This is a genomic window from Peribacillus tepidiphilus (assembly GCF_009466385.1).
GTDB lineage: Bacteria > Bacillota > Bacilli > Bacillales > DSM-1321 > Bacillus_BN > Bacillus_BN tepidiphilus.
The window spans coordinates 21,482-41,193 of record NZ_WIAQ01000001.1 but is presented as its reverse complement, the minus strand read 5'-3'; the positions used below and the strand labels follow the sequence as shown (position 1 = coordinate 41,193).

Sequence of the window (19,712 nt, the reverse complement as noted above, 5' to 3'; positions counted from 1 at the left end):
ATGGTGTTCTTTGATCAGGATTGGTTAAAGGAAAGGCTGGGTAACGAAGACTTAGTTGTTGTGGATTGTCGGTTTAAATTAGGGGATCCAGACTACGGATTCCAACAATTTAAGAAAAGCCACATTCCGGGCGCTATTTTTATGGATCTTGAAAAGGATCTTTCAGGAGAAGTGAAGGAGCATGGCGGAAGACACCCTCTTCCACTTGTGAAGAATAGAATATTTGGGTTGAGTGCACATAAGTTGTGCACTCTTTTTATTTTTTAGAGTCCGAAGGTAGCTCTTAAAAGTGAAAAATAACGATTGGCGGGATTATGATGAAAGCAAGAGGGATCATCACAAAAGCTGGATAAATCGACTGTCAGCGGAAATATATCGATCGTCAGCGGAAATATATCGATCGTCAGCGGGAGTATATCGGTCATCAGCGGAAATATATCGGTCGTCAGGAGGAATATATCGGTCATCAGGAGGAATATATCGGTCGTCAGCAGGAATATATCGGTCATCAGCGGAAATATATCGGTCATCAGCAGGAATATATCGGTCGTCAGGGGGAATATATCGGTCATCAGCAGGAATATATCGGTCGTCAGGAACAAAATATCGGTCGTTAAGTAAGATAAACCGGTCGTCGGGAACAAAATATCGGTCGTCAGAACCAAAATATCAACCGTTAGACCGGATATATCAACCGTCATTCTGATATATTGGTCGTTATTCCAATTATCGGTCATCATGAGGACGTTTTTCTATTACCTAAATAAAGTCTCTATGAAAATATGTTTACTCCAATTAGCTTGAACATGTGATAAAATGAAGGGATGAAAAAAAGGAGTGAATGTTCATTGAATACAAAAGATCGTTATTTATTGATAGATGGGATGGCGTTATTATTCCGTGCCTTTTATGCCACAAGCATGAGTGGACAATTTATGTTCAACTCAAAAGGGGTACCGACTAATGCTGTACAGGGCTTTTTGAAGCATATGCTTTTAGCTGTGGAAAAATTTGAACCGAAGCACGTTGTTGTATGCTGGGATATGGGGAGCAAGACGTTCCGTTCTGAGATTTTTACAGATTATAAAAGTAATAGACCGGCCCCACCGGATGAATTAGTTCCTCAATTTGAACTTGTAAAAGAGGCGGTTTCAGCATTTGATATTCCAAATATCGGACTTGAAGGCTATGAAGCAGATGATTGTATCGGTTCGTTAGCCAAAACGAATAGAGAACATTGTAGCATAGGAATTTTGACAGGAGACCAAGATCTTCTCCAGCTGATACAAGAGGACATTTCTGTCATTCTCTTAAAAAAAGGGTTCGGAAATTACGAAGTTCATACAGAAGAAACGTTTACAGAGTGGAAAGGAATTACTCCTTCGCAAATGATTGATTTAAAAGCCTTAATGGGAGATCCATCTGATAATTATCCTGGTGTAAAAGGAATCGGGGAAAAAACTGCGATCAAGCTCCTGCAGCAGTATGGTTCTATACAGGGTATTTTAGAAAACCTTCCATCTCTTACAAAATCCCAACGTGCTAAAATTGAAGCTTCTCTTGAGCTTCTGCATCTTTCTAGACGGCTTGCAGAAATCAAATGCGATGTCCCGGTTGAATGCAATCTTGAAGAATCGGTTTTTCAATATGACTACGAAAAAGTGAACGCATTTTTACGTGAAAACGAATTAAAAACCGTTTACCGATTTGTCGAGAATCCCTTCTCTGTCATGCAAATGTAAAATCTATGATAGGTTTTTGTCGAAAAATAAGGTAAAATGTAGAAGAGATATAGAACGAAAGTATGAGAGGGATATATCTGCATGAAAACGGTGGAAGAATACATTTCTTATTTGGAGTCGAAAGGCTTTTTGTTTGCTGAGGACAGTATCGGATTCATCTATTTTGGGAAGCAATATACAAATGCACCAGATTGGCTGGTCAATACATGTATCGAAATGACGCTGAAAATCCAGAAACGTTTTGATGGAAGCTTTTATGTATCTCTATTAGAATCATTAACCACACAAAAGGTGAAAAACAGGGAACAAGCCATTCAATTTGCAGAAAATAAAGGGTTATTCTCTTAAACCTCTTACATGAAAGCTGTCCCAAGAGTCAGGCACTCTTGGGACAGCTCTTTTTATACAGTTTGATTAGTATCCAAATTCTGGGTAGAAGAATGACTATTTTTACTTGGCCACTCCGCTAGAATCATCCCTAAAAAGATGAATATGCACCCAGCAATCATGTTGCCTGTGAATTTTTCAGAAATGAGCATAAAGGACGTTACGCCCGCAAACACCGGCTCCATTGCAAAGATTAATGCAACTCTTGTTGGGGAAGTATAGGCTTGGAAATACGTTTGGGCTAAAAACGCAAAAGCTGTGGCTAATAGTGATGTGATTAGCAAGGCAGATAGGACTTCTTTTTGTAAGAAAACGTCTAAACTATACATTTCGTTTGCATTTTCAAAAATAAAGCTTGAAGCGAAGGACAGCAAGGCGACTGTAGCTATTTGCGTAAGCGTTAACTCAAGAGCTGGGTAATGCTTGGCATGCTTTGAGGTTGTAATAATATGCATGGCAAAAGAAATAGCACAAAGGAAAACAAAAAAATCTCCCTGTGTGAGGGAAGCATTTTTTACCATAGTCATGAAATAAAGACCGACCGTTGCTAATCCCACTCCAATGACAGCATTCCTACTTGGTTTTTGTTTAAGGAGAAGCAAGGAAAACAAAGGTACTAGCACAACGCTCAAACCCGTAATGAACCCTGCTTTTGCAGGTGTCGTAGTCAATAGACCAACGGTTTGAAAAGCATAGCCTAGAAACAGCCAGATCCCCATTTTAAAGCCAGAAAATAGCAAGCTTTTAGAAGGGATGAACGAGGTTTTCTTTTTATAGAAAAAAAGATACCAAAACAATAAAAATAAAAAAGCCATACAAAAACGAACTGCGTTAAAACTAAATGGCTCTAAGAAAGAGATGGCATCCTGCACTAATACAAACGTACTTCCCCACACAAATACGACAAACAGTAAGGTGCCATCAGCAATGAAGCTTTTCTTTTTCACTTGTTCGCCTCCTTGTTCATTTGAATGGCCCTGCGCGCTAGTTCATCGGCTGCCTTATTTTCTGAGCTGGGAATCCATTTAATGAAAAACAAAGGAATTTGCTTGGAGTATCGTAAGGCTTCTTCCAATAAAACGGCATATTTTTTGTTTTTGGCGAATTCTTTTTCCATTGCTGCATGAATTGCTTGAGAATCCGTACGGAAGGAAACCGATTGGAATCCTTTTTCAACGCAGATGGCTAAAGCTTTTATAAGAGCATGATACTCTGCTTCATGATTTTCCATTTCGCCCAAAGGAATGGAGTATCGTTCTACTTGACCGTTGTTTTTGATGAAAATTCCGGCACCGCTTGGACCGGGATTTCCAGCACTGGCACCGTCTATGTATACCTCAATCAATGAAATGTCCTCCTGAAGAAATTTTTTTGATTTTCCTACTATAATATCAGTCTATTGTTTTGAAATAAATAGAAATTTTTATGATGAAAGGGGGAAGGAAAAATAAATGGAGAACAGGAACCAAGAAAATAATAAAAAAGAGCCTTTTCATGTGGTTTAAACATGAGTACCATTTGCATAATAATGGTCATGGAGAGCAAAGTGAAAAAACCAAGCCACACTGCTTTCTTTGCCTCTTCTTTTCCGTATTTTTCGTTTAAGAGATCAGTGACCAAAAACGCTGTACCGTACATAGCGTTTCCTAATGTCGCGGTCAGTCCGAAAACTTCGATGGTCTTCACGACCTGCAGGTTAGCCAGTACCGTTGAAAATCCGATCCAGACAAACAGTCCAGTTTTACCGAAGAAGCGGTAAATACCGAGCACTAATAAAAAATCACAAGGGCAAACAATTCATTAAACATAAGGACCTCCTAGTTTTGATAAAGCGGGAATTTGCGAACCGCATTAATTATGAAGTTGTCAATACAATATAGAATACATTCATCCATAATAGGTGAAAAAAGAAAAAATGGTTTTTTTCTGAAAAAATGTATGAAAGTTGGGATTTATAATGAAAGTTAAAATAAAATGGACCTATAACGGTTCGAAAAAGCCCCGTGCTAATTTTTACTCCGAACTGCTTCAGGCGAATGAAGCTCTCTTAATTATGGACGATCTCGAACACATGAATCGGGCTACAAATATCGAGTTTGAAGATGAATTAGGAAATTCCTGGACGAAAAAAGAATTAAAGAAGCTCCTAGAGGAAATCAAGGATGATCCTCAGGATGTTACGGTCTATTTTGATGGAGGATTTTTAAAGAATGAAGCACTGGCTGGAATCGGCATTGTAGTATATTATACACAAAATAATAAAAAGCTAAGATTAAGAGTGAATAAAAGAATGGAGCAGCTCAATTCCAATAATGAAGCAGAATATGCTGCTTTTTATGAAGGTATGCGGATTCTTGAGGAACTTGGTGTCCATCATCAACCTGTTACGTTTAAAGGAGACTCCCAAGTGGTATTGAATCAATTAGCGGGGGATTGGCCTTGTTTTGAGGAGGAATTTAATCGGTGGCTTGACCGTATTGAAGCAAAAATCAAAGAGCTGTCCATCCTTCCTCAGTATGAAACGATTTCAAGAAAGCAAAACAGTGAAGCAGATAAGCTCGCCAGCCAAGCTTTGGAAGGGACAATTGTTCGCAGTACGCTGCAGCTATAATGAACAGAAAGAGAGTTTTTCGTATGAAAAGGAAAGAAATTTTCAATGAAGTAGAGGAAGTTTTATCATCCTATTGCAAGGATTGCTTTGTATATTCCCATTTTCGGAAAGAATTTGGAAGGGCCTATGCCCACAAGTTTTGCATCACAAAATGTACAGTTGGGGAAAAGCTCCAGCAAATAGGAAGTAAGTTAACGTAGTACAGTTCTAGTTTCCATCCTTCCACATACATTGGTAATGGGAGGGATGGAAAAATGGACGAGCTAAAAAAGCTGAAAGAAGATGTAGAGATCATCCTCGATCAATACAAAAAACTATCCTATCAAATAGAGAACCTAGGAAAAAAATTAAAATGGGCGAAAGCCAACCTTAGAAGGAAATGAGGCCAACTGGTCTCTTTTTTTATGCCATTCCTTTTTTTCACTGATATCTGTTTCACTTTATCGAGGCCGCATGCTTGCATTAAACTGACAGGTGCCCGTTTTTGAGTAATAGGCTTTTATCGTATACGAGAAGATAGCCCTTTGCATATAAAAGATTAAGGAGTAAAAATGGAGGCAGCAATCATGAAAATACGAAAGGCTATTATACCCGCCGCCGGGCTCGGGACTCGTTTTTTGCCGGCAACAAAAGCACAGCCAAAGGAAATGCTGCCGATTGTTGATAAACCCACAATTCAATATATTGTTGAAGAAGCAGTAGCTTCTGGAATTGAGGAAATTATCATTATAAGCGGCAGAGGAAAAAGATCCATTGAGGATCATTTTGATAAATCCTATGAGTTGGAGGAGGAGCTTTTAAAAAAAAGCCAACTATCTATTTTAAAGGAAATTCAAAAAATATCCAATATGGTCAATATCTTTTATGTACGACAAAAAGAACCAAAAGGACTAGGACATGCTATTCTTTGCGCAAAAAGCTTCATTGGAAATGAGCCGTTTGCGGTTTTATTAGGGGATGATCGTGTTATGTCTGAAACGCCTTGTCTGAAGCAAATTATGAGTGTCTTTGAACAGTACAATAGCTATTTCTGCTCATCATTTGATGTCAGCAATTTTTTACTTAGATTTTTATTTTTATCGAATGTAGTTGGGTTAGCAAATAGTACTTGGAGGATTTGATGGGAAAGATCTTCCATTCGGATGTAGTGTAACCATTCTTCATACAATTTGGGAGCCATAGCTTGTACATGAGATAAAAACACTTCTTTGTTTTTTTCACCAAGGGATGTCAATAATTTACGTGGATAAGGATAGACGCGATCACGCCAAACAGTCCTTGCTACATCAATTACTTTTAGATTGCCATCCGGTAGCAGGTAAATTTGTCACTTGTGATGGTCAATCCGTTCAAATCCGATTTCTTTAAATGTGATTAACATTTCAATTAATTTGGAGGAGAGTTCGGGAGTTATTGGTTGCGATTGGAGGTATTCACGTAAATCTACCCCATTGATGAGATCCATTGCGATATAGAGTGGTCCATGTGCATGAATTTTTGGGAAAAGGTTAATCTTGTCCGAGGGATAGGGCATATAATTCCCGTTCACAATCTTCCGTATTACCAAACACTTTTACACATATGTCCCTTGATAATTGAAAGACTGCACCTTGTCGGCCTTTACCTATCATAACCAATGGTGAATGATTGACTACTTCCACGTCTGCATCGATCTTATTAATAACCTGTATGCTACTTATCATTTCATCCAGTTTTTTTAAATTCATGTTCCCATTCCTTTCTTTTTAAACTTTTTGAACCTTTCTGTAACATATTGAGGAATAAAAGGTGATGGTGTTGAAGCTACAAGCTATTTCGTGTTGGAACCATTCTTTGTTCATTTTTCTTGAGTGCTTGTCTAACTCCAGCCAACAAATTCTAAGCTTTAAAAACTTACATCCTTCTATATTTGATTCAAGAGTGTAATAAAATGGAAGGGCGAACGTCTATTAAACTAAAATATGTATTCTTTTATTACATCATCAGAGCGCTTTTCTTCATTTCTTGTACCTCATTCTTATTTCTTTCGTTATAATAAGGATGAATTCAAGTAATGGGAGTTAAGATCATGAAATTAATAATAGCCGAGAAACCTGACCAAGGGATGAAGCTCGCTGCTCCTTTCTCTTTTAAAAAGAAAGATTCCTATGTTGAGATTGCTCCTAATTCGATTTTTCCAAAAGGGGCTTTTTTGACTTGGGCTGTGGGGCATCTATGTGAATTGGTACCACCGGAGGAATACAATTCTTCCTGGAAAAAATGGGATCTAGCCATGCTTCCAATCATTCCTGATAAATTTCAGCATCGGGTTATGAAGTCCAAGTGGAAGCAATTCAAAGTGATTAAGGATCTTGTCCATCATCCGAACGTTACAGAGATTATCATGGCAGGAGACGCTGAAAGAGAAGGGGAAGCGATTGTCAGGATTATCCTTAAGCAATGTGGAAACAAAAAGCCGCTAAAACGGCTATGGATTTCTTCTTTGACAGAAAATGCTGTAAAGCAAGGCTTTCAGAAGCTATTAGAAGGAAAAGAAACGGAAACAATCTATTTTGAAGCTTTAAGCCGAGCTTGTGCTGACTGGTTAATCGGAATGAATGCTTCAAGAGCCTACACGCTTCTTATTCAAAAAAAAGGAATCAAGGACGTTTTTTCTGTCGGTAGAGTGCAAACACCAACACTTGCACTGATCGTAAAAAGAGAAAAGGAAATCGAAAATTTTCAATCAAAGGATTTTTGGGAAATAGTGGCCGAATTCAATATTAACGGCAAGAAATTTCACGGAAAATGGCATAAAGAAAACGAAACAAGGCTCGACAATGAACAAATGGCCGAACGGATCAGAGCTTTTTGTGAAGGAAAGCCTGCTGTCATCCAAGACGTTGAAAAAGAAAGAAAAGAATACCTTCCTCCTTATTTGTTTAATTTATCTTCTCTCCAAGCAACGGCTAATAAGCTCTATAAATTCTCCCCAAAGAAAACATTAGATATCGCTCAAAAGCTTTATGTAAAAGGGTTCATTTCATATCCTCGAAGCGATTCTAGCTTTGTTACAAAAGAAGAAGCGGCTTTATTTAAAACGACGCTTGCCAAATTGAGCAGCTTTGACTCCTTTCAATCCTATTTTCCACTTCCAAAGGCTTCTATCGAACAAGATCGACGGTATGTGAATGAAAAGAAGGTTACGGACCACTATGCGATCATTCCTACGGAGCAGGTGGTGGACCCGGCAAAGCTACAGGCGGATGAAAGGAAAATCTATGAGCTTATTGTCAAGAGATTGATTGCAGCTCATTACGATAAAGCGATTTATGATTACACGACCATTCATACAAAAGTGGATGGCCGGGCTGATTTTATTTCAAAAGGAAAGGAACAAATTGAGCTAGGTTGGAGACAGGTGATTTTCGAACGTGAAGAAAAAAACGAGGATGAGCAATTGCTTCCGTCTTTACAACAAGGAGAGCAAGGAATCACAGAACAAGTGAAGGTTAAAAAGGGTCAAACCCAACCTCCAAAAAGATATACCGAGGGTCAGCTAATCACCCTTATGAAAACAGCAGGTAAATACGTGGAGGATCAAGAACTGCAGGCAGTTTTGAAGCAAACCGAGGGACTTGGTACAGAGGCAACTAGAGCAGGAATTATTTCCATTTTAAAAGACCGAAACTACATTGAAGTCAAGAAAAACGTTGTATATCCAACACAAAAAGCAATGCTTCTAATTGAGGCTGTAGGCAATACGATCCTAGCTTCCCCGGAAATGACCGCTAAATGGGAGCAGCGACTGCAAGAAATTGGGATTGGAAAAGCATCTCCACAACAGTTTATGGACTCTGTCAAAAAGCTTTCCAACAAAATTGTGATGGATGCGATGAATGAAGAAAAAGGCTGGGATTTTTCACAAATCGATGTGTCTAGTATAGGCTCTAGCTTCCCAGGAGCGAAACCACCCAAAAAGAGCCGTTCTCTAGGCAAATGCCCGATATGCTCAGGATCCATTGTGGACAAGGGCACCTTTTATGGATGTTCAAACTATAAGGAAAACGAATGCAAATTCACCGTTTCTAAAAAAATCCTTGGAAAGAATATAACCCAAAAGAATATAAGCGAGCTTCTGAAAAATGGAAAAACCGAGAAAATCCAAGGGTTTAAGAAGGATGATAAAACGTTTGATGCAAAGCTCCAGCTTCAAGCGGGAAAGGTTTCGTTTTTGTTTGAAAAATAGAACAAAGGCAAGCGTTTCATGCTTTTCTTGAGTAACGAGAAGAAGTGTAGTACAATTTACTATGATATGTGTTTTAATGGGAGGATATGGGATGCCGACACCAAGCATGGAGGATTATATTGAGCAAATCTATATTTTAATAGAAGAAAAAGGATACGCAAGAGTCTCTGATATTGCGGAAAATCTTTCTGTTCATCCTTCCTCTGTAACGAAAATGGTTCAAAAATTAGATCAAGAAGAATACTTGATTTATGAAAAATATAGAGGACTTGTATTAACACCAAAAGGTAAAAAAATCGGTAAACGCCTCGTTTATCGCCACGATCTCCTTGAGCAGCTGCTTCGGACCATTGGGGTAAAGGAAGAGAACATCTATCGTGATGTCGAAGGAATCGAGCATCATCTTAGCTGGGACGCCATCGACCGAATTGGAGATCTAGTCCAATATTTCGAGGAAGACCCAAAAAGAGTGCAAGACCTGCAAACGGTACAAAAGAAAAATGAAGAGAATCAAGAATAAACCGCTTTTACATTGCGGTTTATTTTTTTTTGCAGGAAAGCAGGGAAGTTTGGCAGTATGATTTAAGAGGAAATGATTGGGATTTAGCAAAAGATCTCTTGATTTAAGCGAAAACTCGGCTGATTTAAGCAAAAACTCCTTTCATTTAAGCGAAACTTCAGATACGAGGTAAATACCTGATATTTATAGTAGTCTTAACAAGGCAATCAAAGTAAGCAGAAAAAATAAAAAATAGAGGATTAATAGAAACAATATCGAAATCTTTGAAAGGGGAGATCCTTAAGGAGGGAACAATGAGAAAATGTTGAATTGGCATGAAGAAGCAAAAAAACAATGGGATGACTTTGCAGAAAAATGGTCGGAAAATGCAAGGGATATGTGGGAAAATGGAAGCAGGAAAAGTATTTTGCCGTTTTTTACAGAAGCACTCAAAGAAGGAGCAAAGGTTTGTGATTTAGGGTGTGGAGACGGCTATGCAACCATGAAGTTAGCGCAAATGGGATTTGACGCGATTGGAGTAGATTTATCAGAGGAAATGATTGAATCGGCTAAACAAAAATTGCATGACAGTCAGTCTGTGCAGTTTATTCAAGCAGATCTATCAAACCTTCCTTTTTCTGATGGAGAATATGATGCCATTATGGCGATCAATTCAATCGAATGGACAGAGAATCCGTTACATACTCTCCATGAGATAAAACGAATCGTAAAGCCAAATGGGGTTGCTTGTTTTGGGATCCTTGGTCCAACAGCAGGACCACGTCAAGCACACAGCTACAAAAGGCTTTATGGTGAAAATGTTATCATGAACTCGATGCAGGCTTGGGAATTTGAAAGACTTGCCTTAGAAAACGGATGGGAGCTGCTAAAAGACCAAGGTGTAGAGAAAAAAGAAGCAAAGCTATCAAAACTTTCACATCTGCCGAAGGAATTGCAGCAGGCTGTTTCATTTATGTGGTTGTTTTTATTGAGAAAGAAAGCGTAAATTGTCGGATGTTAGTACCTACTGTTTGGAATAGTCCTTTCTAATAAAGGGCAAATAAATCGAGTTCTTGTATTTGAAAAATAATCAAACACACAAATTGGGAAGGCAAGTAGACACCTTCTCTTTGGTGTGTTTTTTATTTATAAATTTGTTGTCATTTGGAAAGATTGGCTAATAGGAGATTGAAATCTGCAGTCTTTCGGAAAGATTGGCCATTTGAAATAAGAAATTTGCTGTCATTGGGCCTATTTTGAAGTCAATCAGAAGCAAAAAATCGGTCGTCATTTCGATATTTCGGTCGTCAGGAGCAAAATATCGGTCGTCATTTCGATATATCGGTCGTCAGGAGCAAAAATCGGTCGTCATTTCGATATTTCGGTCGTCAGCGTCCAAATATCAACCGTTAACCAGATATTTCGGCCGTCCACTCGATTTCTCGGTCGTTAGGAATAAAATATCAGCCGTTATTCCCTATAGTTAGCGAAAAAAAAGACAAGACAATCTCATCAAAAAAAGGACGCCAGCCAAAGTCCACTATGTACTTTTGGCGGCGTCCTTTATTAATCCCATTGGTAAGGTGTTTCTTGATACACATAATAATTGAGCCAATTCGAGAATAATAGATTAGCATGGCTTCTCCATTTGTGCAGGGGCACTTTTGCAGGGTCGTCCTGCGGAAAATAATTCTCCGGTACATGGATATCGAGCCCTTTTTTTAGATCCCGTTCATATTCCTGTGCAAGAGTTTCAGCTTCATATTCAGGATGTCCTGTAATCATAATTCTTTTTCCGTCCTTAGAAGCAACAAGAAATATTCCAGCTTCTTCGGATTCTGCTAATACTAATAGCTCTTCATTAGATTTGATCATTTCAGCTGCAACATCCGTGTAGCGGGAATGCGGGGCTAAAAACAGATCGTCAAAACCGCGGACAAGCTTTTCTTGCTTGTTAGACACTACATGAGTGTACACACCAGAACACTTCCTTGGCAGCTCATGCTTAGACACTCCGTAATGATGGTAAAGTGCAGCTTGAGCTCCCCAGCAAATATGCAAAGACGAAGTAACATTTTTAGTTGACCAATCCATGATGCCTGTAAGCTCTTCCCAATAATCGACCTCTTCAAATTCGAGCTTTTCAACAGGTGCACCTGTAATGATCAGGCCATCAAATTTCCGATTTTTCACTTCAGAAAAAGTCGTATAGAACTGATCCAAATGATATTTGCTTGTATTTTTTGATTCATGAGAAGCGGTTTTTAAAAAAGAAATATTCACCTGAAGAGGAGTGTTCCCTAAAAGTCTCAATAGTTGGGCCTCTGTTTTTTCTTTTTCCGGCATTAAATTTAAAATAATGATATTTAACGGTCGGATATCCTGTGTATTAGCCCGGTCCTCATCCATGACAAAAATATTTTCACTTTCTAAAATCTCTTTAGCCGGCAATTGTTTTGGTATTTTGATTGGCACGTATTACACCCCTTTTATCTGAATATTTCGATTACATTAGTAACATTATATATAGGGCGTTGTTGGGAATCAATAGAATTCTCAATTCTTTTATTCGATAAAAAATTAAAGGATTTTCGTGATAGAATAAAATGGATGATTTACACAATCTCCGGAGGGAAAACAGTCATGAACGTACATACTAAGACAAAGGTAAAAAGTGACATAGAATTTGCTATGGAGTCCAAAATGCTTCCGATTTTAGAGATTGCCAGAAGGCTTTTTCATCACAGTGAGACGTTTGAAGCCATCCATCAGAGCCGGTTACATCGTGGCACTAACTGGTGAAGTCATGAAAAAGCCTGTTCTTCAGAAAACCCCTGTTGCTAAAAAAATGGACGTGGACAGCGAAGGCAATGCAGTAGGGTTATTTTAAAGGAGTGGTATCGTATGTTTGATCCAACAGCATTTGATAATTTAAAGACCGTATTAGAAGGAGCATTGTACGACAGTGAATTTGAAGGCAGTCTAGTGCTAAAGGATCGAAAGGATCTAGTCGACCTTTCCTCACTTTCAAGAACCTATAAAATGGAGGTAGCTTTGCCGAACGAGATAGAGGATGAAGGCTTTGCCATTACATCTACCATTACGCTTCATGCAGATCTTGAAAATTTAAGCATGGAGCTTCTAAAAAAAGAAACAGAGGTTGGATGTAGCTTACACTTGGTTTTTACAATACCAAAATCTTTAGAAGACATGATAGAAGTAGAATCGATCACAAGCATTTTAAAGAACATTTGGGGAGTGAACAGAACGATTGAAATGACAGAAAAAAAGCTGTTCCAGGAGGGGAATTTTGTCCAAGCTTCCCTTAACATTTCAGTGCTTTTCGATCGTTTGATCACAGAAGAACAAATTTCAGATATTCCAGAGCTTGTTCAGCATCTTATCCATTCTTTACGTGAGCTTGAAGCTATATGGAATGGCTAACAAGTAAGCATTAATTGGGTAATGGATCCTTCTATAGGGTACAATAGCTTTATTAAAATTCAAGGAGGGATGAAGGTGTCTGTTTATCAATTCGAAGCGAAAGGAATTGACGGAAAAACCGTTTCACTCGAACAATACAAAGGAAAAGTCCTTCTCATTGTCAATACAGCGAGCAAGTGTGGATTCACCAATCAATATAAGGATTTACAAGACATGTATGAAAAATATAATAACCAAGGCTTTGAAATACTAGGTTTTCCTTGTAATCAATTTTTAGGACAGGAGCCTGGCGATGAACTGGAAATTCAATCCTTTTGCCGCTTGAATTACGGTGTCACCTTCCCGATGTTTGCGAAAATTGATGTAAAGGGTGAAAATGCCCATCCGTTGTTTGTCTATCTTTCAGAAGAAGCTCCCGGCGTACTCGGTTCTAAGACCATCAAATGGAACTTCACGAAATTTCTTGTTGACCGATACGGAAAACCGGTTAAACGGTACGCACCAAAAACGAAACCGGTAGAGTTTGAAAACGATGTGATAGAGCTACTTAAAGGGTAAGTGGTTTCAATCAATGGTGAAAAGGATTAACAAAGCAAAAGAGTGTTAAATCGAGAAGATATTTTTAACACTCTTTTTTATTGATGGCTATGTTGAATTTAGGAGATTCATATCATTGAATGATCGGACTTATATATGAACGAATTCGGTTGTATTATAAGTCATCCTTCATTAAATCTTCCCATCATAATAGTGTTATAGTATTTACCGTCAGAAAGGATTTTGTCTTTTTTTAGTATTCCCTCTATTTCAAAACCATGTTTTTTATAAAGTTCAATGGCTTTTTCATTTGTTTCTAAAACATTCAACGTGATTTTTTTAATACCATTGGAGTCAGCCCTAAGATATTTTTCTTAATGGAAAATTTTGATAATTTCAGTCTATCATATGTTGTTTTAGTTGCGAATAGCAGCGATCTACAACCAACTTACTTACTATAATTTGGAATTTAATTTTACCAAGCGTGATTTTAGAACTACTTAATCCCACAAGGAGCAGCTTTTCCTGTAGGAATAGTTTTAACTATTTCTCCAACTTTTACAAAAAAATTAGTACCTTGTCCTAGTAATTATTAATAAGATATAATCATAAAATAAACAAAAAATTGAGGTGAAGATAATGGCAGAAAGAATCGCGTGGGTGACGGATAGTACAGCGTATTTGGATGAAGAGCTAATGAACCATCCTGACGTTTTTGTAGTGCCTATGATTGTATATATGGAAGATAAGGAATACCTTGATGGAGTAAATATTCAACCATCAGAGCTGTATAAAATAATGGAAGAGAAAAAAATTGTGGCGAAAACATCACAGCCTTCTGTAGGTACTTTTGTTGAGCTATACGGAAAACTAGAGAAAGATTATGACCGGATTTTTTCTTTTCATGTATCCAGCAAGTTAAGCGGTACGGTTTCTTCCAGTCAGCAAGCTGCTCAATTGGTGAAAATTCCGGTTCATACGGTTGATTCAAAGATTTTATCTTATCCCATGACCTATTTAATGAAAAAAGCCATGCAATATATAAACGAAGGATCTAGTGTAGAAGAAACGCTGAAAAAAATTGAGAGATTACGAGATACGAATGAAACCTATGTTTTGATCGGGAGTCTTGAGCAGCTGCATAGAAGCGGAAGAATGAGTGGAGTCCAATATTTTCTCGGAAGTATGTTGAGCGTAAAGCCGATTATATCGATAGAAGATGGCAAGCTTTTAAGCAAGGACAAAGTAAGAAGCGAAAAGCAGGCACAAAAGAAAATTTTCTCCTATCTACAGGATGCCATTGAAAGACACGGAGTCACAGAATGCATGATTTTATACGGGAGCGATCTTTCTCAAACAGAAGGCTGGTATAGCGAATTAAAAGCGCTCTATCCTGAGATTGATATTAACTGTTATCCATTAGGGACAGCGATCGGAGTGCACGCAGGCGGAAATACTTTAGGAATTAGCTGGTTTAGTAAAATAGAGGAGTAATAAATCGTGAGGAGGAGGCTAAACAAAGCCTCCTTCAGACCTTGACAAACGCTCGCATTCTTCGTCACGAACCCTACCTCCGGTGCTCATTACCATTTAGGGTAACTCCGCTCCTCGCACAGGTTCGTTCCTTGAATGACAAGCGTTTTCAATCAGTCTGAATGTGCGAGAAATATATTTTGTCTACAACCTAAAGGAGGCTAAACAAAGCCTCCTTTTTTGGTGGTGGTACTCATTCAACTCACCTTTTTGGGGCGAGCTCGTAACATGTTTACGAATTTGTAAAAAGAACCAAACTTTTTCTCATTATAGGAAACGATTAAAACATGGTAAAATGAATAAGGCAAAAAAACATACATATATAGGTGAAATGATGACAAATATCTGGATTTTAGAAGCGGAAAAGTATGTGAAGCACATCCTTGGAAATGAGTCTACAGGACATGACTTTTATCATTGTGATCGTGTGCGAAAGCTCGCGATAAAAATTGCCGAAGGTGAAGGAATACAAAATACAACCATCATCCAATTGGCGGCTCTGCTTCATGATATTCCTGATGAAAAGGTAAGCGGCACGGAGGAAGCAGGCTGGAAACGTTTAGAGGATTGGTTCTCCTCACAAAACATCGATCATGAAACAACTGAAAAAATAAAAGAAATCATCAGTCAAATCTCCTTTAAAGGTGGTCAAAATGCCCCGCCTACATCGATAGAAGCGAAAATAGTCCAGGATGCTGATCGGTTGGAAGCAATCGGGGCTATTGGAATCGCAAGAGCGTTTGCCTATGGCGGAAAAAAACAACAGCCGATCTATGATCCAGCTATAGAAGTGCGGGAATCCATGACGCTTGATGAATATCGAAACGGCAAATCTTCGAGTATTCATCATTTTTACGAAAAGCTATTAAAGCTATATTCACTTTTCAATACAGAAACTGGAAAAAAGATGGCTTTACAAAGACATCAATTCATGGAAAATTTTTTAGAGCAATTTTATAAGGAATGGGATGCAACAATATGAAAATATTTTCAATGGAACAAGTGAAGAAAACAGTAGGAGATAAAGTATTGTTTTCGAATCTATCTTTTTCAATCCGTGAAGGCGACAAAATTGGATTGATTGGAGTGAACGGGACCGGCAAGTCGTCATTATTAAAAATTATTGTTGGGGAAGAAGAAGCAGATGCAGGGATAAAGGACCATCCAAAGGATTATAGCATATCGTATTTACCACAAGATCCGGTGTTTGAAGATCATATATCGGTGATCGATTACATGTTTCAAAGTCAAACGCCTCTTTTTCAATTAATCCGGGAATATGAAGGTGCCTTAATGGAGCTGCAAAAGCAGCCAGAAAACGTCTCTGTACAAGAGAAACTCCTTCGTCTTCAACAAAAAATGGACGAACAAAATGGTTGGGAGCGAAATGCGGAAGCGAAAACCATTTTAACAAAGCTTGGCATCCTTGATTACACAAAGGACGTGACGAGTCTGTCTGGAGGGCAGAAAAAACGTGTTGCCCTTGCCAAAGCTTTGATTGAAAACCCTGACTTGCTGATTTTGGATGAACCGACAAACCATCTTGATTATGAAAGCATTAAATGGCTTGAGGAATACTTAAAAAAATATCAACGTTCAGTCTTGTTTGTAACACATGATCGTTATTTCCTAGATGAAATCTCTACAAAAATATGGGAGCTTTCTCAAGGGAATTTATATGAATATAAAGGGGATTATTCCGACTATCTGGAATCAAAGGCGATCCGCGAAGAAAACGAAGCCGCCATGCAAAGTAAAAAAGAGAGCTTGTTTAAAAAAGAGCTCGCTTGGATTCGTAGAGGAGCAAAAGCAAGAACAACAAAGCAAAAAGCGAGAATTGACCGCTTTGAAGAGTTGAAGGATGAGGTAAGCAAAAAAACATCTACAGACAAGCTTGAAATGGATCTAATGGGTACCCGACTCGGCAAGAAGGTTATCGAGCTGAAAGACTTGAATAAGAGCTTTGGAGAGCAGAAAATCCTTACCGATTTTTCATTGTTGATTAAGCCCGGAGATTCTTTTGGGATTGTTGGTCGAAATGGAACAGGGAAATCGACCCTTCTTAATATTATTGCAGGACGGGATCAGGCTGACAGCGGCGTAGTTGAGCTAGGACCGACTGTCAAAATTGGCTATTACACGCAGGAAAGTATTGATATGAATGAAAACTTGCGGATGATCGAATACATTAGGGAGGAAGCCGAAGCGATCAAGCTGAAGGATGGATCGGTCATTTCGGCAGCAGCCATGCTGGAGAAATTTTTATTCCCGATGCATACGCATGGTACCCCGATTTATAAGCTATCCGGCGGTGAAAAAAGAAGGCTGTATTTATTACGCATTTTGATGTCATCTCCAAACGTTTTATTACTGGATGAACCGACGAACGACTTGGATACAGAAACCTTAACCGTGCTAGAAGATTATTTGGATAATTTTTCAGGCGTTATTTTAACCGTGTCCCACGATCGTTATTTTCTCGATAAAGTCGCAACGCAGCTGCTAGTCTTTGAAGGCAACGGTGTCATTTCCTCTTACTATGGTTCTTACAGTGAATACTTAGAATCTTCATCAAGAGAAAAAGAGGAATCGAATCCAGTCACTCATTCTGCTCCTCCTGTCCAAGAAACAAAAGCCAAAAAGAAAAAACTCACCTACATGGAAATGAAAGAATGGGAAGAAATTGAAGATCGGATTGCTGAAACAGAGGCTGCAATTGAAAAGGTGCAGGCGGAGCTACAGGAAATAGGCTCAGATTTTGAAAAAGCCGCCCGCTTAATGGAAGAAGAAACGGCACTTAACGAAAAGCTAGAAGCATTGATTGAGAGATGGACGTATTTGTCTGAGAAGATGGAAGAATAAACATGGTTATGAGGTCTGAACGCCCTGGATTTCATAGGAGGTTCAGGCCTTCTTTATACCATTTTCTGAATAAGAGCGATACAAAGTTTTCAAAATGGAATCTTCTGCATCGGATTTGAGGTTTCGCATAAATCATGAGAATTTTCGCTTAAATCAAGGGAGTTTTCGCTTAAATCAAAAGAAGTTTCGCGTAAATCAAATCCTTTTTAATTAAGCTCATGGCGCAGAATGGTGAAAAAAAATAAATGCTAAGGAATAATAGACATGATTTAGATTAGGATGTGTGTCTTTTATGAATGATTTTCCTTTAACCATTTCAGGGCCTGAATTTTAATTCATACAATTAGATAAGAAGTTCACGAAAGATAAGATGAATAGTTTTATGTCCTCCCAATGAAGATCGGGGTCATCCTTATGTAAGTGCTGATACAATTCCAATACCTTTTGTACTACATCTTGATGAATCGGTCTAATAACTTTCTCATTACTCATTTTCTTCACCTACTCTTACAATTTCCTTCATTTATAAATTCAGTTAGTATCATTTGGGAATACTTGTTGATTTTATTCACAAATTTTAATTGACACTGCAGAGCCAACGATAAGAGCGTATGACATGATATTCATCATTCAAATATGCTACCATTTAACATAAAGGAAGTGAGAATGATGAAAATTGTATCGATTGAACCAACACCAAGTCCAAATACGATGAAAATTACTTTGAATGAAGCTCTGCCAGCAGGAAAGAGCAATAATTATAAAGCTTCAGACCCTTCTATGGCTCCGGATAAAATCAAAGAAATACTAGCTATTGAAGGGGTAAAGGGAGTTTATCATGTGGCAGACTTTCTAGCGGTGGAACGAAACGCAAAATACGACTGGAAACAAATTTTGACTGCCGTCCGCCAGATATTCGGTGAAGATTTAGCGGATGGGAACGGGCATGAAGAGGGTCAGTCTTCTACCTATGGCGAGGTAAATGTCCAGGTCCAAATGTTCAAAGGCATTCCGATGCAAATCAAACTCAACGATGGCCAGGAAGAAAAGCGATTTGGTCTGCCAGAGCAATTTATTTCGGCTGTGTCTGCTGCTAGAAAGCCAGAAGACAACGTAGTTATTCTAAGGAAGTGGAAGGATTACGGGACTCGTTACGGAAGTCTGGACGAAATCGGTGAGACCGTATTAGAAGAGCTTCTGGCCGCATACCCTACAGAACGTTTGCAGGAGTTGGTTATGCTGGCGCAGGAGCCTGAGAAGAAAACCGAAATTTTGAAGAAACGTCAAAGAATCAAGCTAACGAAGGAAATCTTGGAGGAGAAAGATTGGAGAATCCGTTACCAAGCGCTTGAACAAATGGAGGATCCCGATGTAGAGGATATTCCTTTGCTTGAAAAAGCCCTTCAAGATGAAAAAGCATCGATTCGCAGACTTGCGACTGTCTATTTAGGAATGATCAAGGATCGAGCTGTCCTTCCTGGTTTATATAAGGCACTGAAAGATTCATCCGTATCTGTGAGAAGGACAGCTGGGGATTGTTTGTCCGACTTAGGGTTCAAGGAAGCAATGGGTGAAATGGCAAAGGCCTTGAAGGATACGAGCAAGCTCGTGCGCTGGCGTGCGGCCATGTTCCTGTATGAGGAAGGCGATGAAAGTGTGCTTCCTGCTTTGAAGGAAGCAGAGGATGATCCAGAGTTCGAGGTAGCCATGCAAATCAAAATGGCGATTGAACGGATCGAAAAAGGAGAAAAAGCAAAAGGCTCCATTTGGAAGCAGATGACAGAAAGAAACTCCAACTGAGTGGAGCATTGTGTATGCGGAGAATAAAGTTTTGAATGCTGCAAAAATATTGAATACAACACCAACCAT

The 19,712-nt window shown here is 38.7% G+C and carries 22 protein-coding genes and 4 pseudogenes; 19 read left to right on the top strand and 7 right to left on the bottom strand.

The window, feature by feature from the left end:
* The 4 genes from GD441_RS00245 to GD441_RS00230 all read left to right on the top strand — a co-directional run bounded on the left by GD441_RS00245 (position 1) and on the right by GD441_RS00230 (position 2,090).
* Positions 1-267 (top strand): rhodanese-like domain-containing protein, encoded by a 267-nt coding sequence (locus GD441_RS00245; RefSeq protein WP_225434099.1) that lies wholly within the window; start codon positions 1-3, stop codon positions 265-267.
* A gap of 22 nt (positions 268-289) precedes the next feature.
* Positions 290-706: a hypothetical protein gene (locus tag GD441_RS00240; protein WP_153122484.1), complete on the top strand. Its 417-nt coding sequence runs from the start codon at positions 290-292 to the stop codon at positions 704-706.
* A gap of 178 nt (positions 707-884) precedes the next feature.
* Complete coding sequence (locus GD441_RS00235; RefSeq protein ID WP_420849630.1) at positions 885-1,742, top strand: 5'-3' exonuclease; 858 nt, start codon at positions 885-887, stop codon at positions 1,740-1,742.
* Between the two features lie 81 nt (positions 1,743-1,823).
* Positions 1,824-2,090, top strand: a complete 267-nt coding sequence (locus GD441_RS00230; RefSeq protein ID WP_153122478.1) for a DUF6123 family protein — start codon at positions 1,824-1,826, stop codon at positions 2,088-2,090.
* Positions 2,091-2,143: 53 nt separating this feature from the next.
* Here GD441_RS00230 and GD441_RS00225 read toward each other — a convergent pair whose 3' ends face one another.
* The 3 genes and pseudogenes from GD441_RS00225 to GD441_RS00215 form a co-directional block, all read right to left on the bottom strand.
* Complete coding sequence (locus GD441_RS00225) at positions 2,144-3,076, bottom strand: DMT family transporter (protein WP_153122476.1); 933 nt, start codon at positions 3,074-3,076, stop codon at positions 2,144-2,146.
* Positions 3,073-3,474 carry a reverse transcriptase-like protein gene (locus GD441_RS00220; protein WP_153122474.1) on the bottom strand — a complete coding sequence of 134 codons (402 nt, stop codon included), beginning with the start codon at positions 3,472-3,474 and terminating at the stop codon, positions 3,073-3,075. Before GD441_RS00220 ends, GD441_RS00225 begins: the two co-directional genes overlap by 4 nt.
* 149 nt (positions 3,475-3,623) lie before the next feature.
* Positions 3,624-3,937, bottom strand: a pseudogene (locus GD441_RS00215) (queuosine precursor transporter); the annotation flags it as partial.
* A 149-nt stretch (positions 3,938-4,086) separates the two neighbouring features.
* Here GD441_RS00215 and GD441_RS00210 point away from each other — a divergent pair.
* The 4 genes and pseudogenes from GD441_RS00210 to GD441_RS00200 all read left to right on the top strand — a co-directional run.
* Positions 4,087-4,740 (top strand): reverse transcriptase-like protein, encoded by a 654-nt coding sequence (locus GD441_RS00210; RefSeq protein WP_153122472.1) that lies wholly within the window; start codon positions 4,087-4,089, stop codon positions 4,738-4,740.
* Entirely contained in the window at positions 4,740-4,940 is a 201-nt protein-coding gene (locus GD441_RS00205) for a zinc-finger domain-containing protein (protein WP_420849628.1), read from the top strand. The genes GD441_RS00210 and GD441_RS00205 overlap by 1 nt, the downstream gene beginning before the upstream one ends.
* 54 nt (positions 4,941-4,994) lie before the next feature.
* On the top strand, positions 4,995-5,123 hold the full coding sequence (locus tag GD441_RS17390) for a hypothetical protein (protein ID WP_263862409.1): 129 nt from the start codon (positions 4,995-4,997) through the stop codon (positions 5,121-5,123).
* Between the two features lie 183 nt (positions 5,124-5,306).
* A pseudogene (locus tag GD441_RS00200) lies at positions 5,307-5,759 on the top strand (UTP--glucose-1-phosphate uridylyltransferase); the annotation flags it as partial.
* Between the two features lie 489 nt (positions 5,760-6,248).
* Here GD441_RS00200 and GD441_RS16920 read toward each other — a convergent pair.
* A complete protein-coding gene (locus GD441_RS16920; protein WP_191992056.1) occupies positions 6,249-6,467 on the bottom strand; it encodes a hypothetical protein in 219 nt (72 codons plus the stop codon).
* 341 nt (positions 6,468-6,808) lie between these two features.
* Between GD441_RS16920 and GD441_RS00190 the strand changes: the two genes are divergently transcribed.
* The 4 genes from GD441_RS00190 to GD441_RS00175 all read left to right on the top strand — a co-directional run bounded on the left by GD441_RS00190 (position 6,809) and on the right by GD441_RS00175 (position 10,954).
* Positions 6,809-8,968, top strand: coding sequence for a DNA topoisomerase III (locus tag GD441_RS00190; RefSeq protein ID WP_153122468.1), 2,160 nt, complete (start codon positions 6,809-6,811; stop codon positions 8,966-8,968).
* Positions 8,969-9,059: 91 nt separating this feature from the next.
* Positions 9,060-9,488: a transcriptional regulator MntR gene (gene mntR / locus GD441_RS00185; RefSeq protein ID WP_153122466.1), complete on the top strand. Its 429-nt coding sequence runs from the start codon at positions 9,060-9,062 to the stop codon at positions 9,486-9,488.
* A 301-nt stretch (positions 9,489-9,789) separates the two neighbouring features.
* Positions 9,790-10,473, top strand: coding sequence for a class I SAM-dependent methyltransferase (locus GD441_RS00180; RefSeq protein WP_153122463.1), 684 nt, complete (start codon positions 9,790-9,792; stop codon positions 10,471-10,473).
* A gap of 250 nt (positions 10,474-10,723) precedes the next feature.
* A complete protein-coding gene (locus GD441_RS00175; RefSeq protein ID WP_153122461.1) occupies positions 10,724-10,954 on the top strand; it encodes a hypothetical protein in 231 nt (76 codons plus the stop codon).
* Between the two features lie 79 nt (positions 10,955-11,033).
* On the opposite strand, the gene metA is transcribed toward GD441_RS00175, so the two are convergent.
* Positions 11,034-11,942 carry a homoserine O-acetyltransferase MetA gene (gene metA / locus GD441_RS00170; RefSeq protein WP_153122459.1) on the bottom strand — a complete coding sequence of 303 codons (909 nt, stop codon included), beginning with the start codon at positions 11,940-11,942 and terminating at the stop codon, positions 11,034-11,036.
* A gap of 250 nt (positions 11,943-12,192) precedes the next feature.
* Between metA and GD441_RS00165 the strand changes: the two are divergent.
* The 3 genes and pseudogenes from GD441_RS00165 to GD441_RS00155 form a co-directional block, all read left to right on the top strand.
* Positions 12,193-12,357: pseudogene (locus GD441_RS00165) on the top strand (formate--tetrahydrofolate ligase); the annotation flags it as partial.
* A gap of 14 nt (positions 12,358-12,371) precedes the next feature.
* The gene (locus tag GD441_RS00160; RefSeq protein ID WP_153122455.1) at positions 12,372-12,911 is read left to right on the top strand and encodes a hypothetical protein; all 540 of its coding nucleotides are present in this window, start codon (positions 12,372-12,374) and stop codon (positions 12,909-12,911) included.
* Between the two features lie 75 nt (positions 12,912-12,986).
* On the top strand, positions 12,987-13,469 hold the full coding sequence (locus GD441_RS00155; RefSeq protein WP_153122453.1) for a glutathione peroxidase: 483 nt from the start codon (positions 12,987-12,989) through the stop codon (positions 13,467-13,469).
* A gap of 161 nt (positions 13,470-13,630) precedes the next feature.
* Here GD441_RS00155 and GD441_RS00150 read toward each other — a convergent pair.
* Positions 13,631-13,807, bottom strand: a pseudogene (locus GD441_RS00150) (N-acetyltransferase family protein); the annotation flags it as partial.
* A gap of 280 nt (positions 13,808-14,087) precedes the next feature.
* Between GD441_RS00150 and GD441_RS00145 the strand changes: the two are divergent.
* The 3 genes from GD441_RS00145 to GD441_RS00135 all read left to right on the top strand — a co-directional run bounded on the left by GD441_RS00145 (position 14,088) and on the right by GD441_RS00135 (position 17,843).
* Positions 14,088-14,942 (top strand): DegV family protein, encoded by an 855-nt coding sequence (locus tag GD441_RS00145; RefSeq protein ID WP_153122451.1) that lies wholly within the window; start codon positions 14,088-14,090, stop codon positions 14,940-14,942.
* Between the two features lie 373 nt (positions 14,943-15,315).
* Positions 15,316-15,963 (top strand): HD domain-containing protein, encoded by a 648-nt coding sequence (locus GD441_RS00140; RefSeq protein WP_153122449.1) that lies wholly within the window; start codon positions 15,316-15,318, stop codon positions 15,961-15,963.
* Positions 15,960-17,843 (top strand): ABC-F family ATP-binding cassette domain-containing protein, encoded by a 1,884-nt coding sequence (locus tag GD441_RS00135; protein ID WP_153122447.1) that lies wholly within the window; start codon positions 15,960-15,962, stop codon positions 17,841-17,843. Before GD441_RS00140 ends, GD441_RS00135 begins: the two co-directional genes overlap by 4 nt.
* Before the next feature lie 330 nt (positions 17,844-18,173).
* Here the strand turns inward: GD441_RS00135 and GD441_RS00130 are convergent, their stop codons facing one another.
* A complete protein-coding gene (locus GD441_RS00130; RefSeq protein WP_153122444.1) occupies positions 18,174-18,335 on the bottom strand; it encodes a hypothetical protein in 162 nt (53 codons plus the stop codon).
* 177 nt (positions 18,336-18,512) lie between these two features.
* On the opposite strand from GD441_RS00130, the gene GD441_RS00125 reads away from it, so the two are divergent.
* Positions 18,513-19,643, top strand: a complete 1,131-nt coding sequence (locus GD441_RS00125) for a conserved virulence factor C family protein (RefSeq protein ID WP_153122442.1) — start codon at positions 18,513-18,515, stop codon at positions 19,641-19,643.
* The last annotated feature ends 69 nt before the right edge of the window (positions 19,644-19,712 follow it).

Bases quoted from the DNA above. Each gene is read 5' to 3' on its own strand.
- GD441_RS00140 (WP_153122449.1), top strand. From the start codon at position 15,316: ATGACAAATATCTGGATTTTAGAAGCGGAAAAGTATGTGAAGCACATC.
- GD441_RS00160 (WP_153122455.1), top strand. From the start codon at position 12,372: ATGTTTGATCCAACAGCATTTGATAATTTAAAGACCGTATTAGAAGGA.
- GD441_RS00145 (WP_153122451.1), top strand. From the start codon at position 14,088: ATGGCAGAAAGAATCGCGTGGGTGACGGATAGTACAGCGTATTTGGAT.
- GD441_RS00130 (WP_153122444.1), bottom strand. From the start codon at position 18,335: ATGAGTAATGAGAAAGTTATTAGACCGATTCATCAAGATGTAGTACAA.
- GD441_RS16920 (WP_191992056.1), bottom strand. From the start codon at position 6,467: ATGAATTTAAAAAAACTGGATGAAATGATAAGTAGCATACAGGTTATT.
- GD441_RS00125 (WP_153122442.1), top strand. From the start codon at position 18,513: ATGAAAATTGTATCGATTGAACCAACACCAAGTCCAAATACGATGAAA.
- GD441_RS00190 (WP_153122468.1), top strand. From the start codon at position 6,809: ATGAAATTAATAATAGCCGAGAAACCTGACCAAGGGATGAAGCTCGCT.
- GD441_RS00210 (WP_153122472.1), top strand. From the start codon at position 4,087: ATGAAAGTTAAAATAAAATGGACCTATAACGGTTCGAAAAAGCCCCGT.
- GD441_RS00205 (WP_420849628.1), top strand. From the start codon at position 4,740: ATGAACAGAAAGAGAGTTTTTCGTATGAAAAGGAAAGAAATTTTCAAT.
- GD441_RS00135 (WP_153122447.1), top strand. From the start codon at position 15,960: ATGAAAATATTTTCAATGGAACAAGTGAAGAAAACAGTAGGAGATAAA.
- GD441_RS17390 (WP_263862409.1), top strand. From the start codon at position 4,995: ATGGACGAGCTAAAAAAGCTGAAAGAAGATGTAGAGATCATCCTCGAT.
- GD441_RS00245 (WP_225434099.1), top strand. From the start codon at position 1: ATGGTGTTCTTTGATCAGGATTGGTTAAAGGAAAGGCTGGGTAACGAA.
- mntR (WP_153122466.1), top strand. From the start codon at position 9,060: ATGCCGACACCAAGCATGGAGGATTATATTGAGCAAATCTATATTTTA.
- GD441_RS00230 (WP_153122478.1), top strand. From the start codon at position 1,824: ATGAAAACGGTGGAAGAATACATTTCTTATTTGGAGTCGAAAGGCTTT.
- GD441_RS00235 (WP_420849630.1), top strand. From the start codon at position 885: ATGGCGTTATTATTCCGTGCCTTTTATGCCACAAGCATGAGTGGACAA.
- GD441_RS00180 (WP_153122463.1), top strand. From the start codon at position 9,790: ATGTTGAATTGGCATGAAGAAGCAAAAAAACAATGGGATGACTTTGCA.